Here is a 19,326-nt window from a genome sequence, read left to right on the forward strand (position 1 = left end):
ATGGTTAAATATATAAAGTTTGATGATGTTCTATCTCGACTGGTTGTTTGTGTTACGCTTCTCTTTTCACCTTTGCTTTTTGCTGAAGAGCTTAGCACTTACTCAGAATTTCCAAAAGATTCAAAGACTGAAGTGATTCCTTTTCCGATCGAATTTGCCTCAGATATCACCTTGAATGGTATTGAAGAGCTTGTGTTTCTGCCTGGCATGTATAAACAAGAAAAAGAAGATTTTTTTAGTTATGCTTTTTCTTGGACCCACAAGCCAGAGAAGAAACAAGTTTTTGGAAAGTTCGAAATCCAGAATTTTATAGCCGCCTACTATAGGGGGTTGTACAAAGCTGTCACTGAAGGCAAAGAGTATGACCCTGCTATTACAATGGAGTGGGTTGATGGCAAGTATACTGGCCAGATAAAGTGGATTGAGCCATTTGTAACTAAAAAAGAACAGACCCTCTACTTTAAAGGGGATCAAGTTAACTGTAAAAAAACGAGTGAGCTTCGGTGGTACTTTATTGTTTCTCCACAGAATTCCTCTCATCCTGTATGGAGAGAACTTCAGTCGATAAAGCCCAAAAGCTGTTAGTGACAAAAATCAAATGTTATCAATCCTTATAAAGCATTTTATTTTAGAGGAAGTCATAGAAAGCGCACAGCTTATACTCATCTGATTTTTAGAAATTTTTTTGGTCTTTTAGGTGAATAGGCCCTAAGTGTTTCTCTGCTTTGGGCCAGCTCCGTTCGTCATAAACAATGACTTGGCTGTCTGGGGTAGTAACCAAGCCAGCGATTTATTAATGTCCATCCATCAGTAACTCCCTTCCTATATAAAGTATCCCTTATCTTAAAAAAATCTACACTACCACTAGTGTTCAAAGGCTGGAGGATGGCTATCTATCTCTTTACGAGAGGCGCATCTGGTTTGGCTTATTACATAGTTCGTTTGTCCTAAAAGTAATAGTTTTCTCCAGGTCTTAATGCAAAAGCCTAAGAAATAGTTAGGCTTTGTTTTCAAAGCCCTTTTAAATGCTATTGTTAGCAATTCGATATGGTTACAAGAGTATTTGAAGCGCGGGGCAAAGAACGAGATGAATATTATTGTTATGGATGCCGGAGCCCTCGGAAGCTACTTTGGCGGCCGCTTGGTGAGGGCAGGGCACAAAGTGCTCTTTATTACTCGAGGAACGTAGCTGAAAGCACTTAAAGAGCGCGGTTTAACGGTGCTGCCACTTGAAGAAGAGCCTTTAATATCCAGGTTGATGTCGCGGAGACTGCTACAACGATTGAGGGGGTGGATCTTATTCTATTTTGCGTTAAGACCACTACAGTTGTTAGTAATAGTACACAGCAAAGAGCTAGCCGATAGCTAACATTTTGTGATTTTTTAAGAGTTAGTTCGATAATCAAAGCTTGATGTACCTTACCGCCTAGCAAAGTATAACTTCTATAGAGGAGTCTTGATTGGATCTCCTTCCTTAGATAATCTGCTCTCAACGCCATCCAATATCTGTTTTCATATCCTTTCAATGCGCACCTAGGCCTCTTCTTTGTAGATGGTGATGGGTTTGGGGGTGTGGCTGCCTAACTTTACTTGATATCCCTTAACTTCCGGCACTGCAACTGAGACATTGGTTTCAGTTTAAATTTTTTGCAGGTTTGATAGTTTAGGGCCAGCAAGTTTGCTTACTCTTGATACTTAAACAGTGGGGGGCATTCTGTGGTGAGGAAACTTGATGTAAAGCAACTTGTGGTGGTGGGGATAGCATAGGTGAAGGTGGATGCTTGTTTTCTAGAGTTAGGGCGCTCTCCAACCTGATGAATATACTTCACATTTATAGTAGTCACATCAGTTTGTTGGTCTGATTTCTTTTTTACCCCTTTTTAGTTGATCGCACTGATAGTTTATGCTTTTATTTAGTGGGAATTCAAAATTACACTATAGTGCCATTCTGTCAACCTCCACTACATAAGCTAGCTATACACTTTAAGATTTCACAATGAATATAAAAGTTTTACTTTCAATGGTGGTTTTGGCTCTTTATTCGATTAATAACTTTGCCTCTGAAGGAAGTCCCGTACAGACGGTAGGGGAAATTTTGGAAGACGCTGTTGACGGAAAAAGAAAACTTGCAGATTTGGTCGGCCTTGGTGCCATAGTGATTCAGGATGGTAAGGTCGTTGGGCTTTCCGTCAGTGGTGAGCGTAAGAAAGGCAGTGATTCGTTTGTTAGCCTAGATGACAAGTGGCATATCGGTTCTATTACGAAATCTTTCACTGCCACAATGATTGCTCGTCTGATTGAAAGAGGCGATTTAGACTGGGGTACTTCTATTGAAGATGTGTTTCCAGATGAAAGTAAAATTAACTTAGAGTGGAAAAGTGTAACTCTAAGAGATTTGCTTACTCATACATCTGGAGTCGCACGCAATTTCTCACCTTTTATTTTTTTTAAAAATCCTGAAGCGGGTACTGCTAGAATGAAAGCGAGAGAAACCGCTGTAAAAAATGTACTTGCCAAAAAGCCTGAAACGACACCTGGTCATACTTTTATGTATTCAAATATTGGATATACGATTGCTGGGGTAATGGCTGAAAAGAAGACAGGAATTCCGTGGGAAAATTTAATCATGCAAGAGATTTTTGCCCCCTTGGGGATCAAGAGTGGGGGTTTTGGAGTGCCAAATGATTCAGAAGATAAGTTGGATCAGCCATGGGGGCATAAAAATATTCTTGGCTTTAAAATAAGCACGAAACAAGATAATTCACCAATTCTTGGGCCTGCTGGTACCATTCATTTATCTCTCTATGATTTGGCTTTATATGCCAGCGAACACCTTAAAGGGTTGAAAGGGCGAGGTACGATTCTGGAGAAAGAGTCCTTTCATCGTTTACATTCTCCCAACCTTAATAACTATGCCTATGGGTGGGTAATTGGGTCGCCTACAGGCTTAGATATTGGTAATGTTCATTGGCATAACGGTTCAAATGGCACGTGGTATTCATTACTTGCAATTTTCCAGACACTAATTCTTTGATAGTTATTACTTCCAATGATGGAAAATTTCAGTCCGCCCAGCGGGCTTCTTGGGAAATAATCAAGCGTTTGGCCGAGCCGTTGGCAGTTTCACATAACATGTGACAGTGGAGCTGGTTGGTAAAGCGGGGGTGAGGCGCTGGGTGCAGAATGGTGAAAGGTGAGCGCTTGGCTCGTCAGAGCGCGTCGCTGCAATCTAATACGTGTACTTCACCTTTAAAGTGTTCATATCTTTTTGTTAGTTGGCTCCTAGTAATTTTCTTACCCTATTTTTTAATAAAGTCTTTTGGCCTTTTGTACTCATATTTTGTGGGTATCAAGAATCATAGCGGCTGTAGAATTCCACCAATCGTAGAGCTCTACAGCCAAATCATCAGAAAAATTGCAGGATAAACTGGGCGAGCAGCCTTAGATCCGTGGCAACCACAGGCCCATCGTAGCGGCAAAAATACCAATGGCCATAAACACCGTCAGAGGTATCAGGGTACTGACAAAAGCAATTTGGGTACCCTGTCCGGCCGCACGCTTTTGACAGTGAAAATACCACTCCAGCATGGCCAGCGGGAGCAGGTATTGACCGAAGCCCAGGGCATACAAGAACGGCCCGGTAAAAGATTTCCATTCGATTCCCCAGCCGCCGGTGAGCATTGCCCAGCCCATCAGAGCCACACGAAAGAACCACACTGCACTGGCAGCCAAAAAAAGGCGCATGGCCCAGCGACGGTGCTCAGCAATGCGCCTGGTCATCGCGGTGCGCACTGCCAAAAACGCAAAAACCAGAATCAGTATGCCGTCCATGGTGATGCTGATTTGCGACACCAAATTACCTATAGTGTGCCGCGTCCAGGTCATGTACAGCCCCGCAAAACTGCTGATGACGGCCGCCAGTAGATAGCTCCGACCCAGCCAGCGATGGAAGTTGGGGGCATGTCGTCGCACGGAAGGGACCAGCTGCAGGGGCCCGCCGCCGATCACAATCACGGCCAATAGCACGTGACTTGCAGATGCTAGGTTGCCCAAGGTATCCCCCTCGCGGAAGCCAGCCGGCAGGTGCAGACCCTTTAAGCCATTCAGTCCGGACTCTGCGATGGGTGGGTAGAATACGGCCAGAATATAGGCAAAGAAGATCGCATGGCCGATGGCCGCGACGTAAAACCAGGTTTTTACAGACAGGTTAACGGCCCGCCGAGTGTCGAATGGTCTCGGCAGTGTTTGGCTGAGTACAGCGTCGTTCATGGGGTCTTCTCCAGGCGATGATGGTCCGTGTTAGGTCTGAGTGTGCTTGCCGAGCATGTTCGACTTTTTCAGGCCTGCGCACATCGGCCACAGGCAGGAATCGGACCTCCCCCAAAAGGTGGAGATGTTCCTGCTCCCGCCTCCCCCGAAAGCCTCATGACAGCTGGGGGCGCCTGGTTTAGCATGCGGAAATGAAAACCTCGTCCCTAAAAACACCTGCGTCGAATCCGCCCAACGCCAGCCTGGAATTACCCAAGCTTCCTGTATGGCAGCCCTTTCGCGGACCCTTTGAGCGCTGGCCGCACCTGGCCGACCTGCTCATTGCTCTGCTCATGTTCTTGCTAACGCTGCTGATGTGGTCGCGCGGCGGTTCGCGTGAGGTGTTTACCCTGCAGAACCTGTGGGATGTCATTGCTTTCCAGTGTGCGTTCATCGGCTCCTTCGCTCTGTTGTGGCGTCGCACACACCCCTGGCAGGTACAGGCCATTATTCTCGGCGCAACAATATTGCTGGAACTGGGTTTACCGGCGGATGGTATCGTCGCCATGGCGGTTTCGCTGTATAGCCTTGGCCGTTACGAGGCCAATACCCGGGCCAGCTTTATCGGAGTTATCGCGACGCTGGCTTTTGTGGCGTTTGATCAGGGTATTCCGGTTCAGCCAACTGCGGCAGGCACGGTAACGGTGATGCTGGTATGGGCGTTGTGGTATATCGGTCGCCGGCTGCGTTTTCGCGGCGAATATCTCCGCTTGCTGGAAGAGAGGGCTAAATATCTGGAGCGCGAACGCAGTGCCGAATCCGAGCGTGCGGTAGCGGCCGAGCGCACGCGAATCGCCCGCGAGATGCATGATGTGGTGGCGCACCAGGTGAGCCTTATGACTGTACAGGCTGGTGCCGCCAGAGCCATCAGCCGCAATAACCCGCAAGCCGCCAGTGAGGCCATGGCCTCTGTGGAGGCTGCTGGCCGTCAGGCCATGACAGAAATGCGCCATTTGCTCGGCGTACTGCGCCCCACCAGTGACGACACTGCACTCACCCCGCAACCGGATCTCAATGACTTGCCAGCTCTGATCGACAAGGTCCGGCAGGTATTCAGTGAGGTCGACTTCAAAACCGAGGGCGCGTTGGAGATTGTACCGACTAGCACCGCTCTCGCCACCTATCGCATCGTTCAGGAATCCCTCACTAATGTCATTAAGCACGTTGGCGCCGCAGCGCGGGTGCAAGTGAGTGTACGCGTAGAGCATGGCACTCTTACGATTCATGTGCGCGATGACGGCAACACCACTGGCGACCGGCCCATGGTGGAAACAACTATTGACGAGCAGCCCGGCGGTGGACACGGCATTGCAGGCATGCGCGAGCGCGCGGAACTGCTCGGTGGTCATCTGTATGCGAGTGCGGTCGATGGCGGTGGTTTTGAGGTATATGCACAACTACCTACAGGAATGGTGAAAACATAATGTTGCGAGTGATGGTGGTGGACGACCAGGCTTTGGTGCGACGCGGCTTTGCCCTGATCCTGGACAACGAGCCCGATATTGAAGTGGTTGCCGAGGCCGGTACCGGCATCGAGGCAGTTGAAGCCGCACGAGCGCATCAGCCGGATATCATTCTGATGGATATCCGTATGCCGGAGATGGACGGGCTGGAAGCCACGGCACGCATCCTGGAAGCTAGTGATGCAACTTGCCGCATTATTATTTTGACCACGTTCGATCCCGATGAATACGTGTTTCGCGCGCTGAGGGCAGGGGCCAGTGGCTTTGTGCTCAAGGATATTCCCCCGGAGGCGCTGGTGCAGGCATTACGCACCGTAGCAGAGGGCGGTGCCATGCTTGCACCGGGCATCACTCAACGCCTGATCAGCCAGTTCGCACAGAAATTGGGGGCAGGGCACAATCTGGCAGAACGCCTGGAGCGCCTCACTACTCGCGAGCGCGAAGTACTGGAGGCCATCGCCGCCGGCAAGAGTAATGCCGAGATTGCCGAAGCCCTGTTTATTGGACCCGCCACCGTAAAAACCCACGTTTCTAGCTTACTCTCCAAACTGGGGCTGCGCGATCGTGCACAGGCTGTTGTGTTCGCTTACGAATGTGGTCTGGCTACTGTGGGGGAACGCGATGTCGGATTCTAAATCAACACCCTTTTCGCAGCGCAACGCACTGTATCGCCTTGCTGCCATCGGTGCAGTAATTCTGGGGCTGTTCCTCACCCTCGGAGCCCAGGGCCACCTTGTTGCAATCTGGCCAATGGTAACCAGCGATGGAATGGATTTATCCCACGGCTTGCTAATGATGTTGCCTGGCATGATGCTCGCTGGCACAGCGGTGTTAAATCTCCTGCTCTGCAAACCACTCTGGCAAGAACGTGGCTACGCGCTCAACGTTACACTTGCGGGTAATCTGCTTTCTATGAGCTACTTGTTCTACCTGATGATACGCGGCGTACCTAATCACCCTATTGGTGTTTTCCTCGCACTGGAGATGTCTTTTGTATTACTGCTAGTAGTAACAAGGGCGGGACTGGTTTGGCCCGCGGTAGCAGAAGCACCGGTTGAGAAAGGCATGTAGTAATGTATGCGCTCGGGGACTGTACCAGCTACCCGATGTCTTAAACCTCAAGGTTGTTTTTTAACTTGCTAGCTGCTGTCTTTCTGATGTCAGATAAATAGATTTCTCTATGTGGCTTTCAAGCCCTGACTAGGTCGTGTTTTTCGAAAACAACTCCACTCGTCTAAATAATTTTGCTCACCATCAAGACTTCTAAAGTGAAATATCTGTACGCTAGTACTATCGAGATCTTTCTTTGAACATGTTTAGCAATTAAAGGGAGCTTCTTGAAATTCAGCAACTTTTGGTGTGATCGGGCTGATGAGCTTTGGAATTAGGGAGAAGCGTGATATATAGATGCTGCTTATAAATTAACAATTAATACTTATAGTATTTGATAATTGGGAAGCAGCTCATGTTTCACTTACTTGATCTAGCTCAGTGGCTGTATGAAAAACCTACTGCGAATTGTCCTCGCTGTGGAGCTGCACATGAGGAGCGCAGATTTGATTGCCATATTTGCCATACTGACTTCAGCCGCGAAGAAATTGAAAGATTGGACGAGCAACGAATAATGAATTTCAGGCGTTCCGCAATTTACGGTTTGGTATTTTTTCCTATATTTATTGCTTCCATGATTTTCGTTCTAAGAAATTACCGATAGCTTGTGATAGCAATTTGCATGAATTCGTTCTGAGCACAGAAATTGCGCCTCTATTGAGCAGTCTAAATGTGTCCCGGCTGTTGTTTATCAGAGCGTTAGGCATTTTAGTTGCATGTGACCTTTAAAGGATAATTACTAACTAATGGAAAATACACAATCATCACTTAGCCTATATGCTAAGCACTTAGGTGCTGCATACTTGATTTATATAATTTTAGGGGTGCTCAACTCGCTTCTTTTCAAGAAGGGAATCTATGATTTTGGGGCTTTTGCTGAGACAGAGGTGAGGTTCAGGTTTGCTCAGACTATAGATGTAGTCATGTTTATCGCCGTTATTTGGGCATCTTGGGCGCAGTATTTGGTTACAAAAACAATAAACAAAAATATTGCCTTTTTAGCACTGCTTTTCAGATTTGGAGAGGGGCTTCTCGGCTTTGTTGCAACAATTATTACATTGACGGTGTTAGTGGTTTTAAGAAATCAAGAATACTCAAATGTATTCCAAGAGGGGCAACTGCATGTATTAGCAAGTGTATTTGTGAAAATGAGTGGTTCGATGTGGGATGTGCTTTTAATCATAATGGGTATAGGCGCGACTATTTTCATGTATTTATTTTATGTTTCAAAATACGTGCCTAGGTGGTTGGTTCTTTGGGGTGCTTTCACATATATGTCGATGGTGGTTTATGGGTTTTCAAATATTTTGTTAATCGACCCGCCCAAGTTTTAAAACACTTCATGCTTCCAGGCGCTTTTTTTGAAATCACATTTGGCCTGTGGTTATTAATCAAAGGGGTTAATGTCAAACCTAATTCAATCGATGTTCCAGGGTTATACAAAGGTAATGCCTAAGAAGGCATTACTGCAAGACCGCCAAAGCTGTGGAGCTTTGGCGGTCGCTGCGATTATAATGCAAAATTCACACAGCTCGGCGGCGGCTGAATGGGGTGTTATGTCCATTGCGATTCAGGAATAAAAAGGAATTATTCATGAACAAACTGGGTACCTTTACTCTTTTTCTAATGCTCGGCATTTCTGTTAGTGCTAAGGCGCAAACTACTTCTTCAATTAATCTTGAAAATGTAGTTAAGGCTGTAAATGAAGCGCAAAATAAAGCAATGCTTGCGACTGCATCTATCAATGATTTAAATAAATTGTTTGATATGTATACAGATGATTTTGTCTATGTCCATAAAGTTTATGGTGGAACCTACACAAGAAAAGAGCTCTACGGCAATGCCGCTAAATATATTACTACCAAACACTACAAGCTTACTGAAGGTAGATATAAGGTGTTGAGGATTTTACCTGGATTTGGTGCCGCAGCTGTAGAGAGGCTTGAGGTTGCTAGCGGGAATATTCATCTGTCAGTTTTTGAGTTTGAAGGTAATAAGGTTTCTAAGATTATTGAGTATTGGGAATGATGGTGAACCTGTTGCTATCCTCAATGTAACGAGTCGTTCAAGGGGAGGAATAATACTATTCACCGGTTGTGCTGATCATTACGCACCCATTTTCATACAAAAGGTGAATAGCATTTCCACCCCTGATCTCTGGATTAGTGCGAGAGTCGGAACTCGATATATCGGGCTGACTATGAAGGCTTGATCTCTATATAGAATTCGGATGCGGTCTACTTCCTTTAAAAATTTGTCCATAAGTCCTCCATTGTCTACTTTTTGTCCTCTTTCAATGTACACATAGATCCCTACATGATGGACAGGAAGGGATTTTGAAGTGCGGATGCAGATCTTTACTTGGTTTCGTTTCATTTCCAGTACTGTGACTTAGACACTAGTTCCAACTCTTAGGTTTGCGCCAGCTTCATATCTTTGGGTCAATATGTTTTCTTCCTATTGCTACTCAAGTCGTGAATGAGTATTTTTGGGGAGGAAGCTTGGTAAAGGAGTAGGGCGAGCCACTTGGTGCGCTAGACCCCAAAGCTTTAGGTGTCGATCCAAGCGGTTGGGTATACATTACTATTTGTGTGTAGATATCAATTGAGTTAGCTATTTCTATTTCTCCTGTTTTGGTAAACGTTCAGGGTTACTTTCCAGTTGATTGGGCTGATGGGCTTTGGAACTATAGAGAAACGTGATATATAGATGCTGCTTTGAAACATCTGATACATTTTAAGGAAAGCATGAAGTTCGCGATTACCTTAGACAAGAATGATTTTCGTCATTTCAATAAATTTGCTTTGGCTAAGATTCATGTGGCACCAGAAATGAAATGGAAGGTTACGCTGTTTAACTTCTTCTATTGGTTTCTTCTTGTTTTCTTTGCTCTGGAAATATACTCGGTGTATGACAATGATAGTTGGAATAATTATGAGCACCTTAATCGAGCACTTGTAGCATTTGGAGCCTGGTTCATTCTGGTTAATGTTTGGCAGCAAATATATATGCGTCTTTATATTTCGGCAGCAGCAGATGAAAGGGGCAGTGTTCTTGGTAAATGGGATGTTGAAATATCGAATTCAGGAATTACCGAATCCAATAGCTTGTGTTCATCTACTTTTACTTGGCAATGTATACAGTCTGCTGAGAAAGATAAGTATAATCTTTACCTGTTTACCGATAGGCATAAAGCCCTCATACTACCGCTTTCTCAAATTAACGAAGAAATTGAGAAGGAAATATACAAAAATGTTATAAGTGGCTGCTAGGCACTTCATTATGGTGTGCCCCATACATTCCCAAAGCCAAGAGTTAAAGTCTACTAACTACTTCAACCTATGTTTGAAAATAGCCTATCATTAAGTAAGAAAACATTGACTCTGTCGGAGAATATAAGAGGCAGGGATTTTTTTGTTGGCGATATTCATGGATATTTTCAATTATTTGAAAAGGGATTAGAACAACTATCCTTTGATCCATCTAGGGATAGAGTAATCTCGGTTGGGGACCTGGTAGATAAAGGCCCCGAGAGTTTGTCCTGTCTAAAACTGATCGAGAATAAATGGTTTTATAGCGTTGTAGGAAATCATGAACGAAGCTTATATCACTATGTAAAGTATGGAAATATTGATAAGTCAATTGACAGCTTTTGGTCTAGAAAGCTCAATCAAAAAGATTTGGATCTATGTGCTTCTCTAATAGAAAAAATGTATTGGGCAATCCAGGTTGAAAGTGGAAATAAGGGAATAGGAGTTGTACATTCAGGGGTTCCTATCAATATGTCGTGGAATCAGTTTAGGGCAGAACTTGAGGTCGAGGACAGGAATTCTATTGAACATGCCACGTGGAGCCGTTCAATCCTAAAGTCATCAACTTATTATATTTCAGATATAGACTGGATCTTTATTGGGCATCAAGCTATTGAAGAGCCATCTATCTTTGGGAATCATATTTGCATTGATAGCACTGTATTCGTGCCCAGAAGATATGGGGCAAAGAATGGCCTTACTTTCTCATATATACAAGAAAAAGAACCTATATTTATAACTGTTCCAACAGACTACTAGTTTGCTAAACCAATATCTTATACCAATTACTTACACGCTAGATCATTTTGGGATGTACGTTACTCTATCACAAATCGATACCATTTTGACTTCGGTTGAGCAAGGCGTTAATGAGATAATTATGAGTTAATACATGGTTGTCTGATAGGGGCAGAGCCTCTATAGAGGTTGGGTACCTGTTGAGGACTCCTTCCTTGTAATAGCTGTTCTCAAAACCTACCATTGCCTACTTTTTGTTCATCTTCACTGCGTACACAGATCTCCTCAAGATGGAAGAGGAGGTGTTTTGGTGTTTGGATGCATACCTTTACTTGGTTGCCTTTCTCTTCAGGTACTGTGACTGAGACATTGACTCCAATTCTTAGGTTTTCATTGGTTCAGCACTTTAGGATAAACATGTTTGTTTCCTGCTTATGTTTAAACCGTGGGTGAGCATTCCTTGGTAGGGAAGCTTTGTAAGTGATGATTGTTGGAAGAGTGGTGTTGGGCGCGGGAGTGATGAGCGCAGGATAGGAAATAGGCTACCAGGCTTAGAGAATAGCTCCCAGCTGATGACTATTTATATCATTGGGTTGACGAGCTTTGGAATTATTTTGGAATTATAGAGAAGCGTGATATATAGATGTTGCTTTTGAATTAATTGTTAGGCGCATAGGAGATACAATTGACTGAAATAGCGAATGGTTCCTGTAACTGCGGATCAGTAAATTTCAGAATCCATATGATTCCAGACGAAGTATATATGTCATTGCTCCATTTGTCGCAAAGCTACAGGCGGGGGCGGAATAGCCGTAACGGTGATTCCTAATGAAAGTTTTGAGTGGGTTTCTGGTCAAGACCATATAAAAACATGGATGAAGCCAAATCATGATTGGCAAACAAGTTTTTGCTCGAAATGTGGATCATCCTTACCTGGGAAGAACGATGATAAGGCTACGTATGTTCCTGTCAGCTTGCTTGACACCGGCTTTGAGAGGCTAAAAGTAAAGCAGCATTTATTTTTGGATTCAAAAGCAGTTTGGGAAGAGGTTGATGAAAACAGCTCCGCCTAACAAATTGCTGCTTTATTCGATAATACTTCGCGCACTTTGTGCTGTACGCTAAGCTAACAGAAAGCAGCGTCATTTAGATGGCAGCGGAGCAATACACCAGGCAAACCCATGAAAAGAATTCTTATACTGCTAATTGTCATTGAATGCTCACTTTTGGGTTGTGCTTCCAAAGTGCAGAAATATCCTGAACTGGAAAAAGAAGAGCTTTCACCAGCAGTGATTGTTGCTGTTCCTTTAAAGGGTAGATACTTGCAGCAGTTTGAAGAGTGTACGAAGGAGAATGTTATATGCCTCGATCCTCCGCCACAAGTAATTAGTTATGTGGTTATTGATCAAATCTATGGAGAAGAGTTGCCGCAAAGAATTGAGGTGGCAACAACAGGGCATTTTGGGCTACAGAGCTTTGATTTCAGGTCACACAAACCTGAAATCATACTTATTGGCTCCCAGTCGAATTCACATATATTACCTAGATATCACCGTATGCCATTAGCGAAGCTTATTAACGGCGACCTTGCAATTCCAATGTACGAAAAGGAAGACCTGTGGTGGTTCCCTTGCTCTATTTATGAACAGATAAGGCCATTAAAATACCAAGAAAAAGATCGAGAGCTAGCTGTACCACTAGAGGATACGTATCCTAAGATTCGAGAATCAAAATATGTAAGACTTGAGAGAGGATTCTATTTTCCTACTCACGGTGTACCGATCTCTAGCTTAAAAACTTATTTCGAAACCAATAAGTTTGAATTTAGAGAATTTAAGTGTGAGGGTGTCTAATACTTGCTAAGGCATTTAAGACCGACATGCAGTTGGCCCGCTTAGTGCACGGTAGCTGGATAAGAATATATTAATTGTAACTTACTATGAAGCGAATATCTATTGGAATTATAATCTTGTCGTTATTGAGTATTGCTTACTCATTTTCTATTCCTGCATATACCAATGAGGAAGAGTATCACAGAAAGTATATGGCACTTGATTGGCAGGAACTAGGTGGTAGAAATGCGTCAAATCAGTTTTATAATTTACGAAACGAGTATCTTTCTCCGAAATACCGGTATCAAGATTACGGGTTTATTTTTCTTACACTAGGTATAGCTATTTTTACTCTTTTTAGAAAGGGAAAACTAATTAATGCACCATCTTCTAAAGGAAGAATAGCGCTAATTGGTTTTTGTGCGGCTACTTTAACCGTAGGGGCGAGTATTGGTGATGTCTTCCTTGAGTTTTATCGTGGTTCATATCCTTGGTGGGCTGACTCGATAGGAATACCGCTTATGAGTATCCCTTTCCTGGCAATTATATTGTTTGGCTGGACATTACTTAACTTACTAGCCATGAATGGAAAATTCAAAGTGGGCGGAATAATTTCATTCAAGAAAATTAAGGGGTCTAATTATTTTTACTTGTTCTTGCTGGGTATGACCGCGGTCATCGTAGCTCTGTGTGTCGCTGAAGCTTACTTTTGGATGGTTCTACCCAGCTTATTGTGGTTATATTTTTACGCTTCACTATGGGCAGGGAGATATGCGGTTAACAAGTTAAATCAGTAGGACGCCGAAACCAGATTCTCAACTTAAATAAGTTAGTACGATAACCGCGACGTAAAAGACCGTTGCCTAATAAGGCGGAACCTCTACCGAGATTGGGGCTCTGTTGGGGCCTCTTTCCTTTGAGAATCTGTCCTTAGCGCTTCCCACTGCATATTTTTTGTTCTTTTTCGATGTGTACAATGATCTCTCACAATGAACTGAGTGGTATTAGAGAGCGTGGGTACCTATCTTTGCTTGGTTGGCATTCATTTTCAGCAATGTAATTGAGGTATTCGTGCCAATTTTTAGGTTATTTAAGGTTTGGTGATGTAGGATCGACCTGCTTGGTTGTTACTGAAGCTTAAGCTATGGGTGGGTATTTCTAGGTGGAGAAGCTTGTATAAGGTTGGGGAGCGCGGCAACGGTGGGGGCAGAATAGAAATATGCCGCGCTAGGTACCTTTAATTAGCTATCTCATTATTTTATACATTGAATAATAGAGGCTGAATTAGATGAAAATAGATCTATCCGATGAAGAAATCTCTACGCTACGTGAGGTCACCAAACAGTTGGTGGTGAAGAAGCGTACTGGAGAAGTGGGTATAATGCATGGTATGAATCGCTTCGTTTCGACGCGAGTGGTTCTAAAGAAGAAAGGCCGTGAGAATCTATCTTCAGCCTTTAAGAAGCTGGGTTTGGCTGGTTTTCCTAAGGAGGTAGATGTGTAGTTCTAAGTAACACATAGTCTGATAGGTATTCGTTCAGACCAAATATCTATAAAGGAGGATTGGCTCGAGCCTTTTTCCATAGAAAACTCTCCTCATTGCCTACTTTTTGTCCGCTTTAAATGCGAGTATCGATTTCTTCGCGATGAACGGGAAAGCGAGTGGAATCCAAACTTTACTTGATTGCCTTTCACCTCCTGAAATGTGCTTGAGATATACGTCCCGATTCTTAGGTTTTCGCCGTTTCGACGCTTTATGGTCAAAATGCTTATTTCGTGCTGATTCTCAAGCCGAGTGTAGGCATTCCATGGTGAAGAAGCTTGATAAGTGAAGCCCTTAGAGGAATGGGGTGGGGTGAGATAGTGGTAGGTCTAGAGTAAGAATAGGCGAAGCTAGGCCTCTAGATCAAGCTGTCCCACGGTGTTTTATTTGAGTCTGCTCTTCAGTCTGATAGCTCTGGCGGTTTATACTTTTAATTTAGTGGGTATCCAGAATTGCACTAATATGGAATTAAAATTAGAAGCATTAATAGAGTTGCCAATATCAGATCAGGCTAACGATCTTAGGAAAGAATGGAGCTCGACTACAAGAGATGAACTACTTACAGTAAGTGGATATCGAGACTTGGTCGGATATTCAGCTGATCATCAATTTCATTCGTTAAGTAAGCTTAATGACAACAATTTGGCGCGCGCAATAGAACTGCATATATCAGATTTTGAAGTCAAAGATTGTTGCGCGTTCTTTGGCGGCTTTGCTCTAGTCATAAATGGGGTAAATAAATTACTTCCCCAGTGTTGTGGGACTATAGCTGATCTTGAGTCCTGGGTGCGATTGAAGTCAGAATCCGATCTCTACATAGCCATTGAGGGGCATCCAAGTCCGCATGCGTTTAGAAAGGGCGATAAAGTAATAATTGAGTGCATTGATGACGAGCCATTCATCCCGGCCACAGATAGAAAAATTGAGGTTGATTATTCTGCTTTGTGTATGGCGATAGGGATGGCCGATTCAGAAATTACTATGGTGGCAAATCGTATAGATCGTTTGGCAAGCTCAATGAAGTTGTCAAAAAATACATCCATTCACTTGCTAAGAGAGCTGCTAGTGTAGGGCATGCAATAAGAAAATGTAGAGGAACTGAAACTCCGCTGATTTGGGCACTACCAAGCCATGAAATAGGTACAACAGTTGAAGATTATGGAAGAGAAGGTTATTTCAGCAGTTAAGGATTTTGCGGACTCGATAAATTCTGAGAACAAGGTTGTAGCTGATATGTCGGCATTAATTGATGTGACGGGTCAGTTATCTCTTTCCAGTTTTGACTATTGGGAGCGGTTTATACGCTCTGAGTTCTCTTCAGCACTAAGAGAATCAACGCCTCCCAAGTGGAAGCTTTGGTCAAAACCTAAGGAGTTGATAACTTGGCTTGACCTAATTTGTTGGGATGGTTACAAAAGAGAGAAAGCTCTACGAGCCCTGTCAGGAGGAGCGCCAAATACATTCTTTTTCTCGCTTGCCGTTCGCAGGCTGAATGATTGGGTGCCTCAAGTACGTGAGGCTGCAAGGGAAAAGCTTCCTGAGATAGCAAAATTGACTGATCCAAAATACGTAGTTGAAGCACTATGTGTTGCACTATCAAATTGGAACTCATGGGGCAGAATCAAGGAGGAAGACAAGCAGATTCTACTTCAAATTATTTGTGGAAAGGATATAGCAGAGTCGCTTCGATGTAAGTTAATTTCGTCAGCGTCTGGGCCTATGCCGTCACTCTTTTCGCAGCTTGGGCTCACCCTTATTCTTGATGAGAACCTAGAGGAAATCGCGAGATTAGCTGTTCAGCCTTCGGTTAGAGCTAAGGCATATCGTAGTTTATTTGAAGGCCGTATTGTATGGGTGGAGGGCCGGAAATGGGAATGGACAGATATACGCTATTGTGAAGGTAGGGTAAGGCCCATCGTAGGTGAACGAAAACTTGACATTAAGATCCCTATACTCGATTTTTTAGAATTATCATCTGATGATCGCTCGTCTATTGTTAGACGAGTTTCAGCTGAGATTTTGATACGAGAGCTGGGTAAAATTGAAGCAGTTATTGCTAAGGAGTTAGCTAACAAGTTTGCTTCAGATAAGTCTCACCCTGTATCAGAAAGGGGTAAGTTTGCGAAAAGAAAATTAGAGGAAATGGCATCTGTCAATGACTCTTAACGAGTGTATATTGATAGACTCGCTTTCAGTTTCTCTCCAACAAGAAGGCTGTATTACTAAATGGGTAGCCATAGATACAAGGTAACTTGCTATGTTTAAAGTGTTCTATAAGTTTAATGTAAAAATTATAGTTTTCATGGCATTGATAGTTTGTTCCCATATTGCAAAAGCCTACTTGTGTTCAGATAAACTTGCGTTTGAAAAAGGAGTTTCCGGAATTGCTACAAAGTTTCCGGCCAAAAGCGCAAAACTTGGGGGCTACAAGTTGATTGTTGATGGCCGTTTCTATTGAGTGATTCCGAAGGAAGAATCAAAGTATGGACGTGGCGGTGGTCAGCCGACTGTGAAAATACATCGTGAGAACTGTCAGGTAGTCGATATTTCACTTACTCGCTAGTTGCATTGCCTGCTTGATTTATAGGCTCCGCAGTATGTTCATTGGCTAACTACGTTAGCCCTCACTTGTTGATAGGAGTTTCATGGTGAGCCAAGCAAGATACGAGAAAGCAAAAAGGAATAGTGAAAAAAGACAGTACTCTGGGTTCGTCGGAAAACCTAATAGATCGTAGCGATGAGGAAGAGTAGGTCGAAAAACGACCACATTCTTCTGCGAATTAGTTATACCGCTTGTACACTCCAATTTGTTTTGTCTTTTATCTTTCTGTGGAGAGGTGACTTTTTGTAGTTGTGAAGAGGGTATTATAAGTTTACTGCCCTTTACCTCGAAGATAACTAGCTATTAATAGTGCCTTTATTGAGGTGGTAGCCTCCTTCCTTGGAGAACCTTCTTTCAACACCTTCTATTGCTTACTTTTCGTTCTCTCTCGATACGCACATAGATCTCTTCCCGATGGACAGAGAGAGATTTAGGGGCGCGGATGCCTATCTTTACTTGATTTCCCTTCACTTCCAGCACTGTGATCGAGACATTCGTTCCAATTCTTAGATTCTCGCCTGTTCGGCGCTTTAGGATCAACATGTTTGTTTCCTGGCGATACTCAAGCTGTGGGTGGGCATTCCTTGGTGGGGAAGCTTGGTAAGTGATACTTGGTGGAAGAGTGGGGTGGGGCGCGGGGGCGGTGGGCGCAGAATAGGAAAAGGCGGGCGCTAGGCTCCCAGAGCTTGGGGAATCGCTCCAAGCTGCTGATTGTGCTCCACTTTATTGAAGACGAGCGGGTTTCTAGCGTAGTATGCATACAGCCATCTTGATACTTATCTTATCAATTTGGTTAGCTGGCCCCTGGTGTTGCAGCACCTTGGGTCAGCGCCTTTTCACTATTCTTATTTCACGCTGTCGTTCACCTGTTGAAGGAATGGTTCTGTCGAGAATTCTCGGATCTCTCTTTAAGTTTGGGCTTTAAAGAACTCGTCAAACAGCAGCCCAAAATTTTGATAGTTACTCGTCAATTCTACGCAAAATTAATTCAGAGAAAAACCCAATAAATTCTAATAAGATAATTTTGCGCCTATATTTATTTATATATCCGTATAAAAATACCAATTTCCTGCTTGGTAGTTATGCAGGTTCATCTTTACTTACAAGCTTTAGGGGGGGGTGGATTAATTGCGGATTCAATGGAGATTTAACTGATTCTTAGTGGACCTCAATAGAGTGATTTAAGCAAGATGTGGTGAGAGTATTACCTCAACTAATATAGCGTGTTTAAATGGAGTCTGGGAAGTAGGGTCTCAGGTTGGTTTGACTATCATCTGTAAATTCTAAAGTGTGTTGGAAGTGCAATTTTATATCAGGCATGGTGTAGGTGGTAAAAAATAATAGGCCTATTTATTTCTTATTCTAAGTTGTGCTTTGTACAGTTGTTGTTGTTTTTCTTTTGGAGTAGCGATAATGGAGCCTTTAAGAGTGAAGTCAGGACTTACATTCTTTTGAGTTTTCTCTTGGATTTTAACTTGTGCTCCTGGTGACGCGGGTGTTTTGTTTTATGGGAATGTATTGGAACAGTTGAACAGCTTTGTAATGGCCTGTGTTGTAAGTTTTTGCTAAGTCAAGAGTCGAAACTGATATTATTCTTTCAGGGTTAGCTCGTTTGTATTTTTTAATAGAGTTTCGTGCTTGTTTGTATGGTTGGCAGCTAGTCAGAAGTTAGATGGCTTCCATTGTTATAGTCGACTCTATTTAGTTTTATTGTGGCTGACCTTTAAAGATTAGCAAGTAGTTTTATATAGTAAAAAGTATTAATCAAGAGGGGTTATGCCAGTTATTGTCGGGATTCCTGAGTATTGCAAGACACGGGATACAGCGGGTACGGGTGGAATACTTTCCATTGAGCGAAGAATAAGTACCAACTGTGACGAAAGATATGTTTATACAATTAAGGGGAAACTTTTAACACCGCTCACAAGAAGGAGAAATTATCAAAATAGTTCTCGGTATACACAAATTAATGATATAGGCTTAACAGATGATTGGGAGCTCGCACATCTATGGCCGCCGAGGTTTGGAGATGAGAGTGCGGCAGGAATTATGGCCGCCCCGAAAGAGCTAAATCAAAAGTTTCAAAATCATGGAGTTGAAAAGTGGGTTCAGCAACTAAGATTGACACATGCTAATAGTACAATTGAAGTAACTGCATCTGCAGCATGCTGGTGCAATAAATTTTTGAGAAGTAAAAACATTCCTAATGTTGGAAGAACTGAGTATCTGAAGTGGGTAAAATACACTATATCAGGTGCTCCGGTTGCAGCCGCTAATCCTGCTGACGGAAGATTACAAAATACAAGCATAATGCTTGAGCTTACACTCCATCAACAGGGTGGGCTTCCAAGAGTTATAGTGCATGCAAATGATTCTCCATTAAACTGGATGTGAATTTCAGTTTGGTAGAAAAATAGAC

20 protein-coding genes and 1 pseudogene are annotated in these 19,326 nt (G+C 43.3%); 18 read left to right on the forward strand and 3 right to left on the reverse strand.

Going from position 1 to position 19,326, the window contains the following annotated elements:
* The 3 genes from ACXAFI_RS07450 (at position 1) to ACXAFI_RS07460 (ending at position 3,034) form a co-directional block, all read left to right on the forward strand.
* Positions 1-585 (forward strand): hypothetical protein, encoded by a 585-nt coding sequence (locus ACXAFI_RS07450; RefSeq protein ID WP_444888808.1) that lies wholly within the window; start codon positions 1-3, stop codon positions 583-585.
* A gap of 517 nt (positions 586-1,102) precedes the next feature.
* Entirely contained in the window at positions 1,103-1,189 is an 87-nt protein-coding gene (locus tag ACXAFI_RS07455) for a 2-dehydropantoate 2-reductase N-terminal domain-containing protein (protein ID WP_475109801.1), read from the forward strand.
* Positions 1,190-1,996: 807 nt separating this feature from the next.
* Positions 1,997-3,034 carry a serine hydrolase domain-containing protein gene (locus tag ACXAFI_RS07460; RefSeq protein ID WP_475108285.1) on the forward strand — a complete coding sequence of 346 codons (1,038 nt, stop codon included), beginning with the start codon at positions 1,997-1,999 and terminating at the stop codon, positions 3,032-3,034.
* Positions 3,035-3,441: 407 nt separating this feature from the next.
* Here ACXAFI_RS07460 and ACXAFI_RS07465 read toward each other — a convergent pair whose 3' ends face one another.
* Complete coding sequence (locus ACXAFI_RS07465) at positions 3,442-4,269, reverse strand: DUF2306 domain-containing protein (RefSeq protein WP_475108286.1); 828 nt, start codon at positions 4,267-4,269, stop codon at positions 3,442-3,444.
* Between the two features lie 191 nt (positions 4,270-4,460).
* Between ACXAFI_RS07465 and ACXAFI_RS07470 the strand changes: the two genes are divergently transcribed.
* The 7 genes from ACXAFI_RS07470 to ACXAFI_RS07500 all read left to right on the forward strand — a co-directional run bounded on the left by ACXAFI_RS07470 (position 4,461) and on the right by ACXAFI_RS07500 (position 10,951).
* Entirely contained in the window at positions 4,461-5,732 is a 1,272-nt protein-coding gene (locus ACXAFI_RS07470; RefSeq protein ID WP_475108287.1) for a sensor histidine kinase, read from the forward strand.
* Positions 5,732-6,406, forward strand: coding sequence for a response regulator (locus ACXAFI_RS07475; protein ID WP_475108288.1), 675 nt, complete (start codon positions 5,732-5,734; stop codon positions 6,404-6,406). The genes ACXAFI_RS07470 and ACXAFI_RS07475 overlap by 1 nt, the downstream gene beginning before the upstream one ends.
* On the forward strand, positions 6,393-6,842 hold the full coding sequence (locus ACXAFI_RS07480) for a hypothetical protein (protein WP_475108289.1): 450 nt from the start codon (positions 6,393-6,395) through the stop codon (positions 6,840-6,842). Before ACXAFI_RS07475 ends, ACXAFI_RS07480 begins: the two co-directional genes overlap by 14 nt.
* Positions 6,843-7,627: 785 nt before the next feature.
* Positions 7,628-8,215, forward strand: a complete 588-nt coding sequence (locus ACXAFI_RS07485; RefSeq protein WP_475108290.1) for a DUF4386 domain-containing protein — start codon at positions 7,628-7,630, stop codon at positions 8,213-8,215.
* Positions 8,216-8,474: 259 nt separating this feature from the next.
* The gene (locus ACXAFI_RS07490; RefSeq protein ID WP_475108291.1) at positions 8,475-8,909 is read left to right on the forward strand and encodes a hypothetical protein; all 435 of its coding nucleotides are present in this window, start codon (positions 8,475-8,477) and stop codon (positions 8,907-8,909) included.
* A gap of 719 nt (positions 8,910-9,628) precedes the next feature.
* Positions 9,629-10,153, forward strand: a complete 525-nt coding sequence (locus ACXAFI_RS07495) for a YcxB family protein (protein ID WP_475108292.1) — start codon at positions 9,629-9,631, stop codon at positions 10,151-10,153.
* A gap of 69 nt (positions 10,154-10,222) precedes the next feature.
* Positions 10,223-10,951 carry a metallophosphoesterase gene (locus tag ACXAFI_RS07500; RefSeq protein ID WP_475108293.1) on the forward strand — a complete coding sequence of 243 codons (729 nt, stop codon included), beginning with the start codon at positions 10,223-10,225 and terminating at the stop codon, positions 10,949-10,951.
* Between the two features lie 209 nt (positions 10,952-11,160).
* Here ACXAFI_RS07500 and ACXAFI_RS07505 read toward each other — a convergent pair.
* A pseudogene (locus tag ACXAFI_RS07505) lies at positions 11,161-11,313 on the reverse strand (carbon storage regulator CsrA); the annotation flags it as partial.
* A gap of 378 nt (positions 11,314-11,691) precedes the next feature.
* Between ACXAFI_RS07505 and ACXAFI_RS07510 the strand changes: the two are divergent.
* The 7 genes from ACXAFI_RS07510 (at position 11,692) to ACXAFI_RS07540 (ending at position 16,763) form a co-directional block, all read left to right on the forward strand.
* On the forward strand, positions 11,692-12,003 hold the full coding sequence (locus ACXAFI_RS07510; protein ID WP_475109802.1) for a GFA family protein: 312 nt from the start codon (positions 11,692-11,694) through the stop codon (positions 12,001-12,003).
* Between the two features lie 108 nt (positions 12,004-12,111).
* The gene (locus ACXAFI_RS07515; RefSeq protein WP_475108294.1) at positions 12,112-12,783 is read left to right on the forward strand and encodes a hypothetical protein; all 672 of its coding nucleotides are present in this window, start codon (positions 12,112-12,114) and stop codon (positions 12,781-12,783) included.
* A gap of 116 nt (positions 12,784-12,899) precedes the next feature.
* Positions 12,900-13,559, forward strand: a complete 660-nt coding sequence (locus ACXAFI_RS07520; protein WP_475108295.1) for a hypothetical protein — start codon at positions 12,900-12,902, stop codon at positions 13,557-13,559.
* A gap of 491 nt (positions 13,560-14,050) precedes the next feature.
* On the forward strand, positions 14,051-14,266 hold the full coding sequence (locus ACXAFI_RS07525; protein ID WP_445364470.1) for a hypothetical protein: 216 nt from the start codon (positions 14,051-14,053) through the stop codon (positions 14,264-14,266).
* A gap of 426 nt (positions 14,267-14,692) precedes the next feature.
* Positions 14,693-15,376: a hypothetical protein gene (locus tag ACXAFI_RS07530; RefSeq protein ID WP_475108296.1), complete on the forward strand. Its 684-nt coding sequence runs from the start codon at positions 14,693-14,695 to the stop codon at positions 15,374-15,376.
* Between the two features lie 87 nt (positions 15,377-15,463).
* Positions 15,464-16,471: a hypothetical protein gene (locus ACXAFI_RS07535; protein ID WP_475109803.1), complete on the forward strand. Its 1,008-nt coding sequence runs from the start codon at positions 15,464-15,466 to the stop codon at positions 16,469-16,471.
* A 91-nt stretch (positions 16,472-16,562) separates the two neighbouring features.
* A complete protein-coding gene (locus ACXAFI_RS07540; protein ID WP_475108297.1) occupies positions 16,563-16,763 on the forward strand; it encodes a hypothetical protein in 201 nt (66 codons plus the stop codon).
* Positions 16,764-17,261: 498 nt separating this feature from the next.
* Here ACXAFI_RS07540 and csrA read toward each other — a convergent pair whose 3' ends face one another.
* Positions 17,262-17,450: a carbon storage regulator CsrA gene (csrA, locus tag ACXAFI_RS07545; RefSeq protein ID WP_475108298.1), complete on the reverse strand. Its 189-nt coding sequence runs from the start codon at positions 17,448-17,450 to the stop codon at positions 17,262-17,264.
* 1,233 nt (positions 17,451-18,683) lie between these two features.
* Here csrA and ACXAFI_RS07550 point away from each other — a divergent pair.
* Entirely contained in the window at positions 18,684-19,301 is a 618-nt protein-coding gene (locus ACXAFI_RS07550; RefSeq protein ID WP_475108299.1) for a polymorphic toxin type 4 domain-containing protein, read from the forward strand.
* Positions 19,302-19,326 lie beyond the last annotated feature (25 nt).

The organism is Microbulbifer sp. ABH2_005, assembly GCF_056160005.1.

Bases quoted from the DNA above. Each gene is read 5' to 3' on its own strand.
- ACXAFI_RS07450 (WP_444888808.1), top strand. From the start codon at position 1: ATGGTTAAATATATAAAGTTTGATGATGTTCTATCTCGACTGGTTGTT.
- ACXAFI_RS07455 (WP_475109801.1), top strand. From the start codon at position 1,103: ATGGATGCCGGAGCCCTCGGAAGCTACTTTGGCGGCCGCTTGGTGAGG.
- ACXAFI_RS07460 (WP_475108285.1), top strand. From the start codon at position 1,997: ATGAATATAAAAGTTTTACTTTCAATGGTGGTTTTGGCTCTTTATTCG.
- ACXAFI_RS07465 (WP_475108286.1), bottom strand. From the start codon at position 4,269: ATGAACGACGCTGTACTCAGCCAAACACTGCCGAGACCATTCGACACT.
- ACXAFI_RS07470 (WP_475108287.1), top strand. From the start codon at position 4,461: ATGAAAACCTCGTCCCTAAAAACACCTGCGTCGAATCCGCCCAACGCC.
- ACXAFI_RS07475 (WP_475108288.1), top strand. From the start codon at position 5,732: ATGTTGCGAGTGATGGTGGTGGACGACCAGGCTTTGGTGCGACGCGGC.
- ACXAFI_RS07480 (WP_475108289.1), top strand. From the start codon at position 6,393: ATGTCGGATTCTAAATCAACACCCTTTTCGCAGCGCAACGCACTGTAT.
- ACXAFI_RS07485 (WP_475108290.1), top strand. From the start codon at position 7,628: ATGGAAAATACACAATCATCACTTAGCCTATATGCTAAGCACTTAGGT.
- ACXAFI_RS07490 (WP_475108291.1), top strand. From the start codon at position 8,475: ATGAACAAACTGGGTACCTTTACTCTTTTTCTAATGCTCGGCATTTCT.
- ACXAFI_RS07495 (WP_475108292.1), top strand. From the start codon at position 9,629: ATGAAGTTCGCGATTACCTTAGACAAGAATGATTTTCGTCATTTCAAT.
- ACXAFI_RS07500 (WP_475108293.1), top strand. From the start codon at position 10,223: ATGTTTGAAAATAGCCTATCATTAAGTAAGAAAACATTGACTCTGTCG.
- ACXAFI_RS07515 (WP_475108294.1), top strand. From the start codon at position 12,112: ATGAAAAGAATTCTTATACTGCTAATTGTCATTGAATGCTCACTTTTG.
- ACXAFI_RS07525 (WP_445364470.1), top strand. From the start codon at position 14,051: ATGAAAATAGATCTATCCGATGAAGAAATCTCTACGCTACGTGAGGTC.
- ACXAFI_RS07535 (WP_475109803.1), top strand. From the start codon at position 15,464: ATGGAAGAGAAGGTTATTTCAGCAGTTAAGGATTTTGCGGACTCGATA.
- ACXAFI_RS07540 (WP_475108297.1), top strand. From the start codon at position 16,563: ATGTTTAAAGTGTTCTATAAGTTTAATGTAAAAATTATAGTTTTCATG.
- csrA (WP_475108298.1), bottom strand. From the start codon at position 17,450: ATGTTGATCCTAAAGCGCCGAACAGGCGAGAATCTAAGAATTGGAACG.
- ACXAFI_RS07550 (WP_475108299.1), top strand. From the start codon at position 18,684: ATGCCAGTTATTGTCGGGATTCCTGAGTATTGCAAGACACGGGATACA.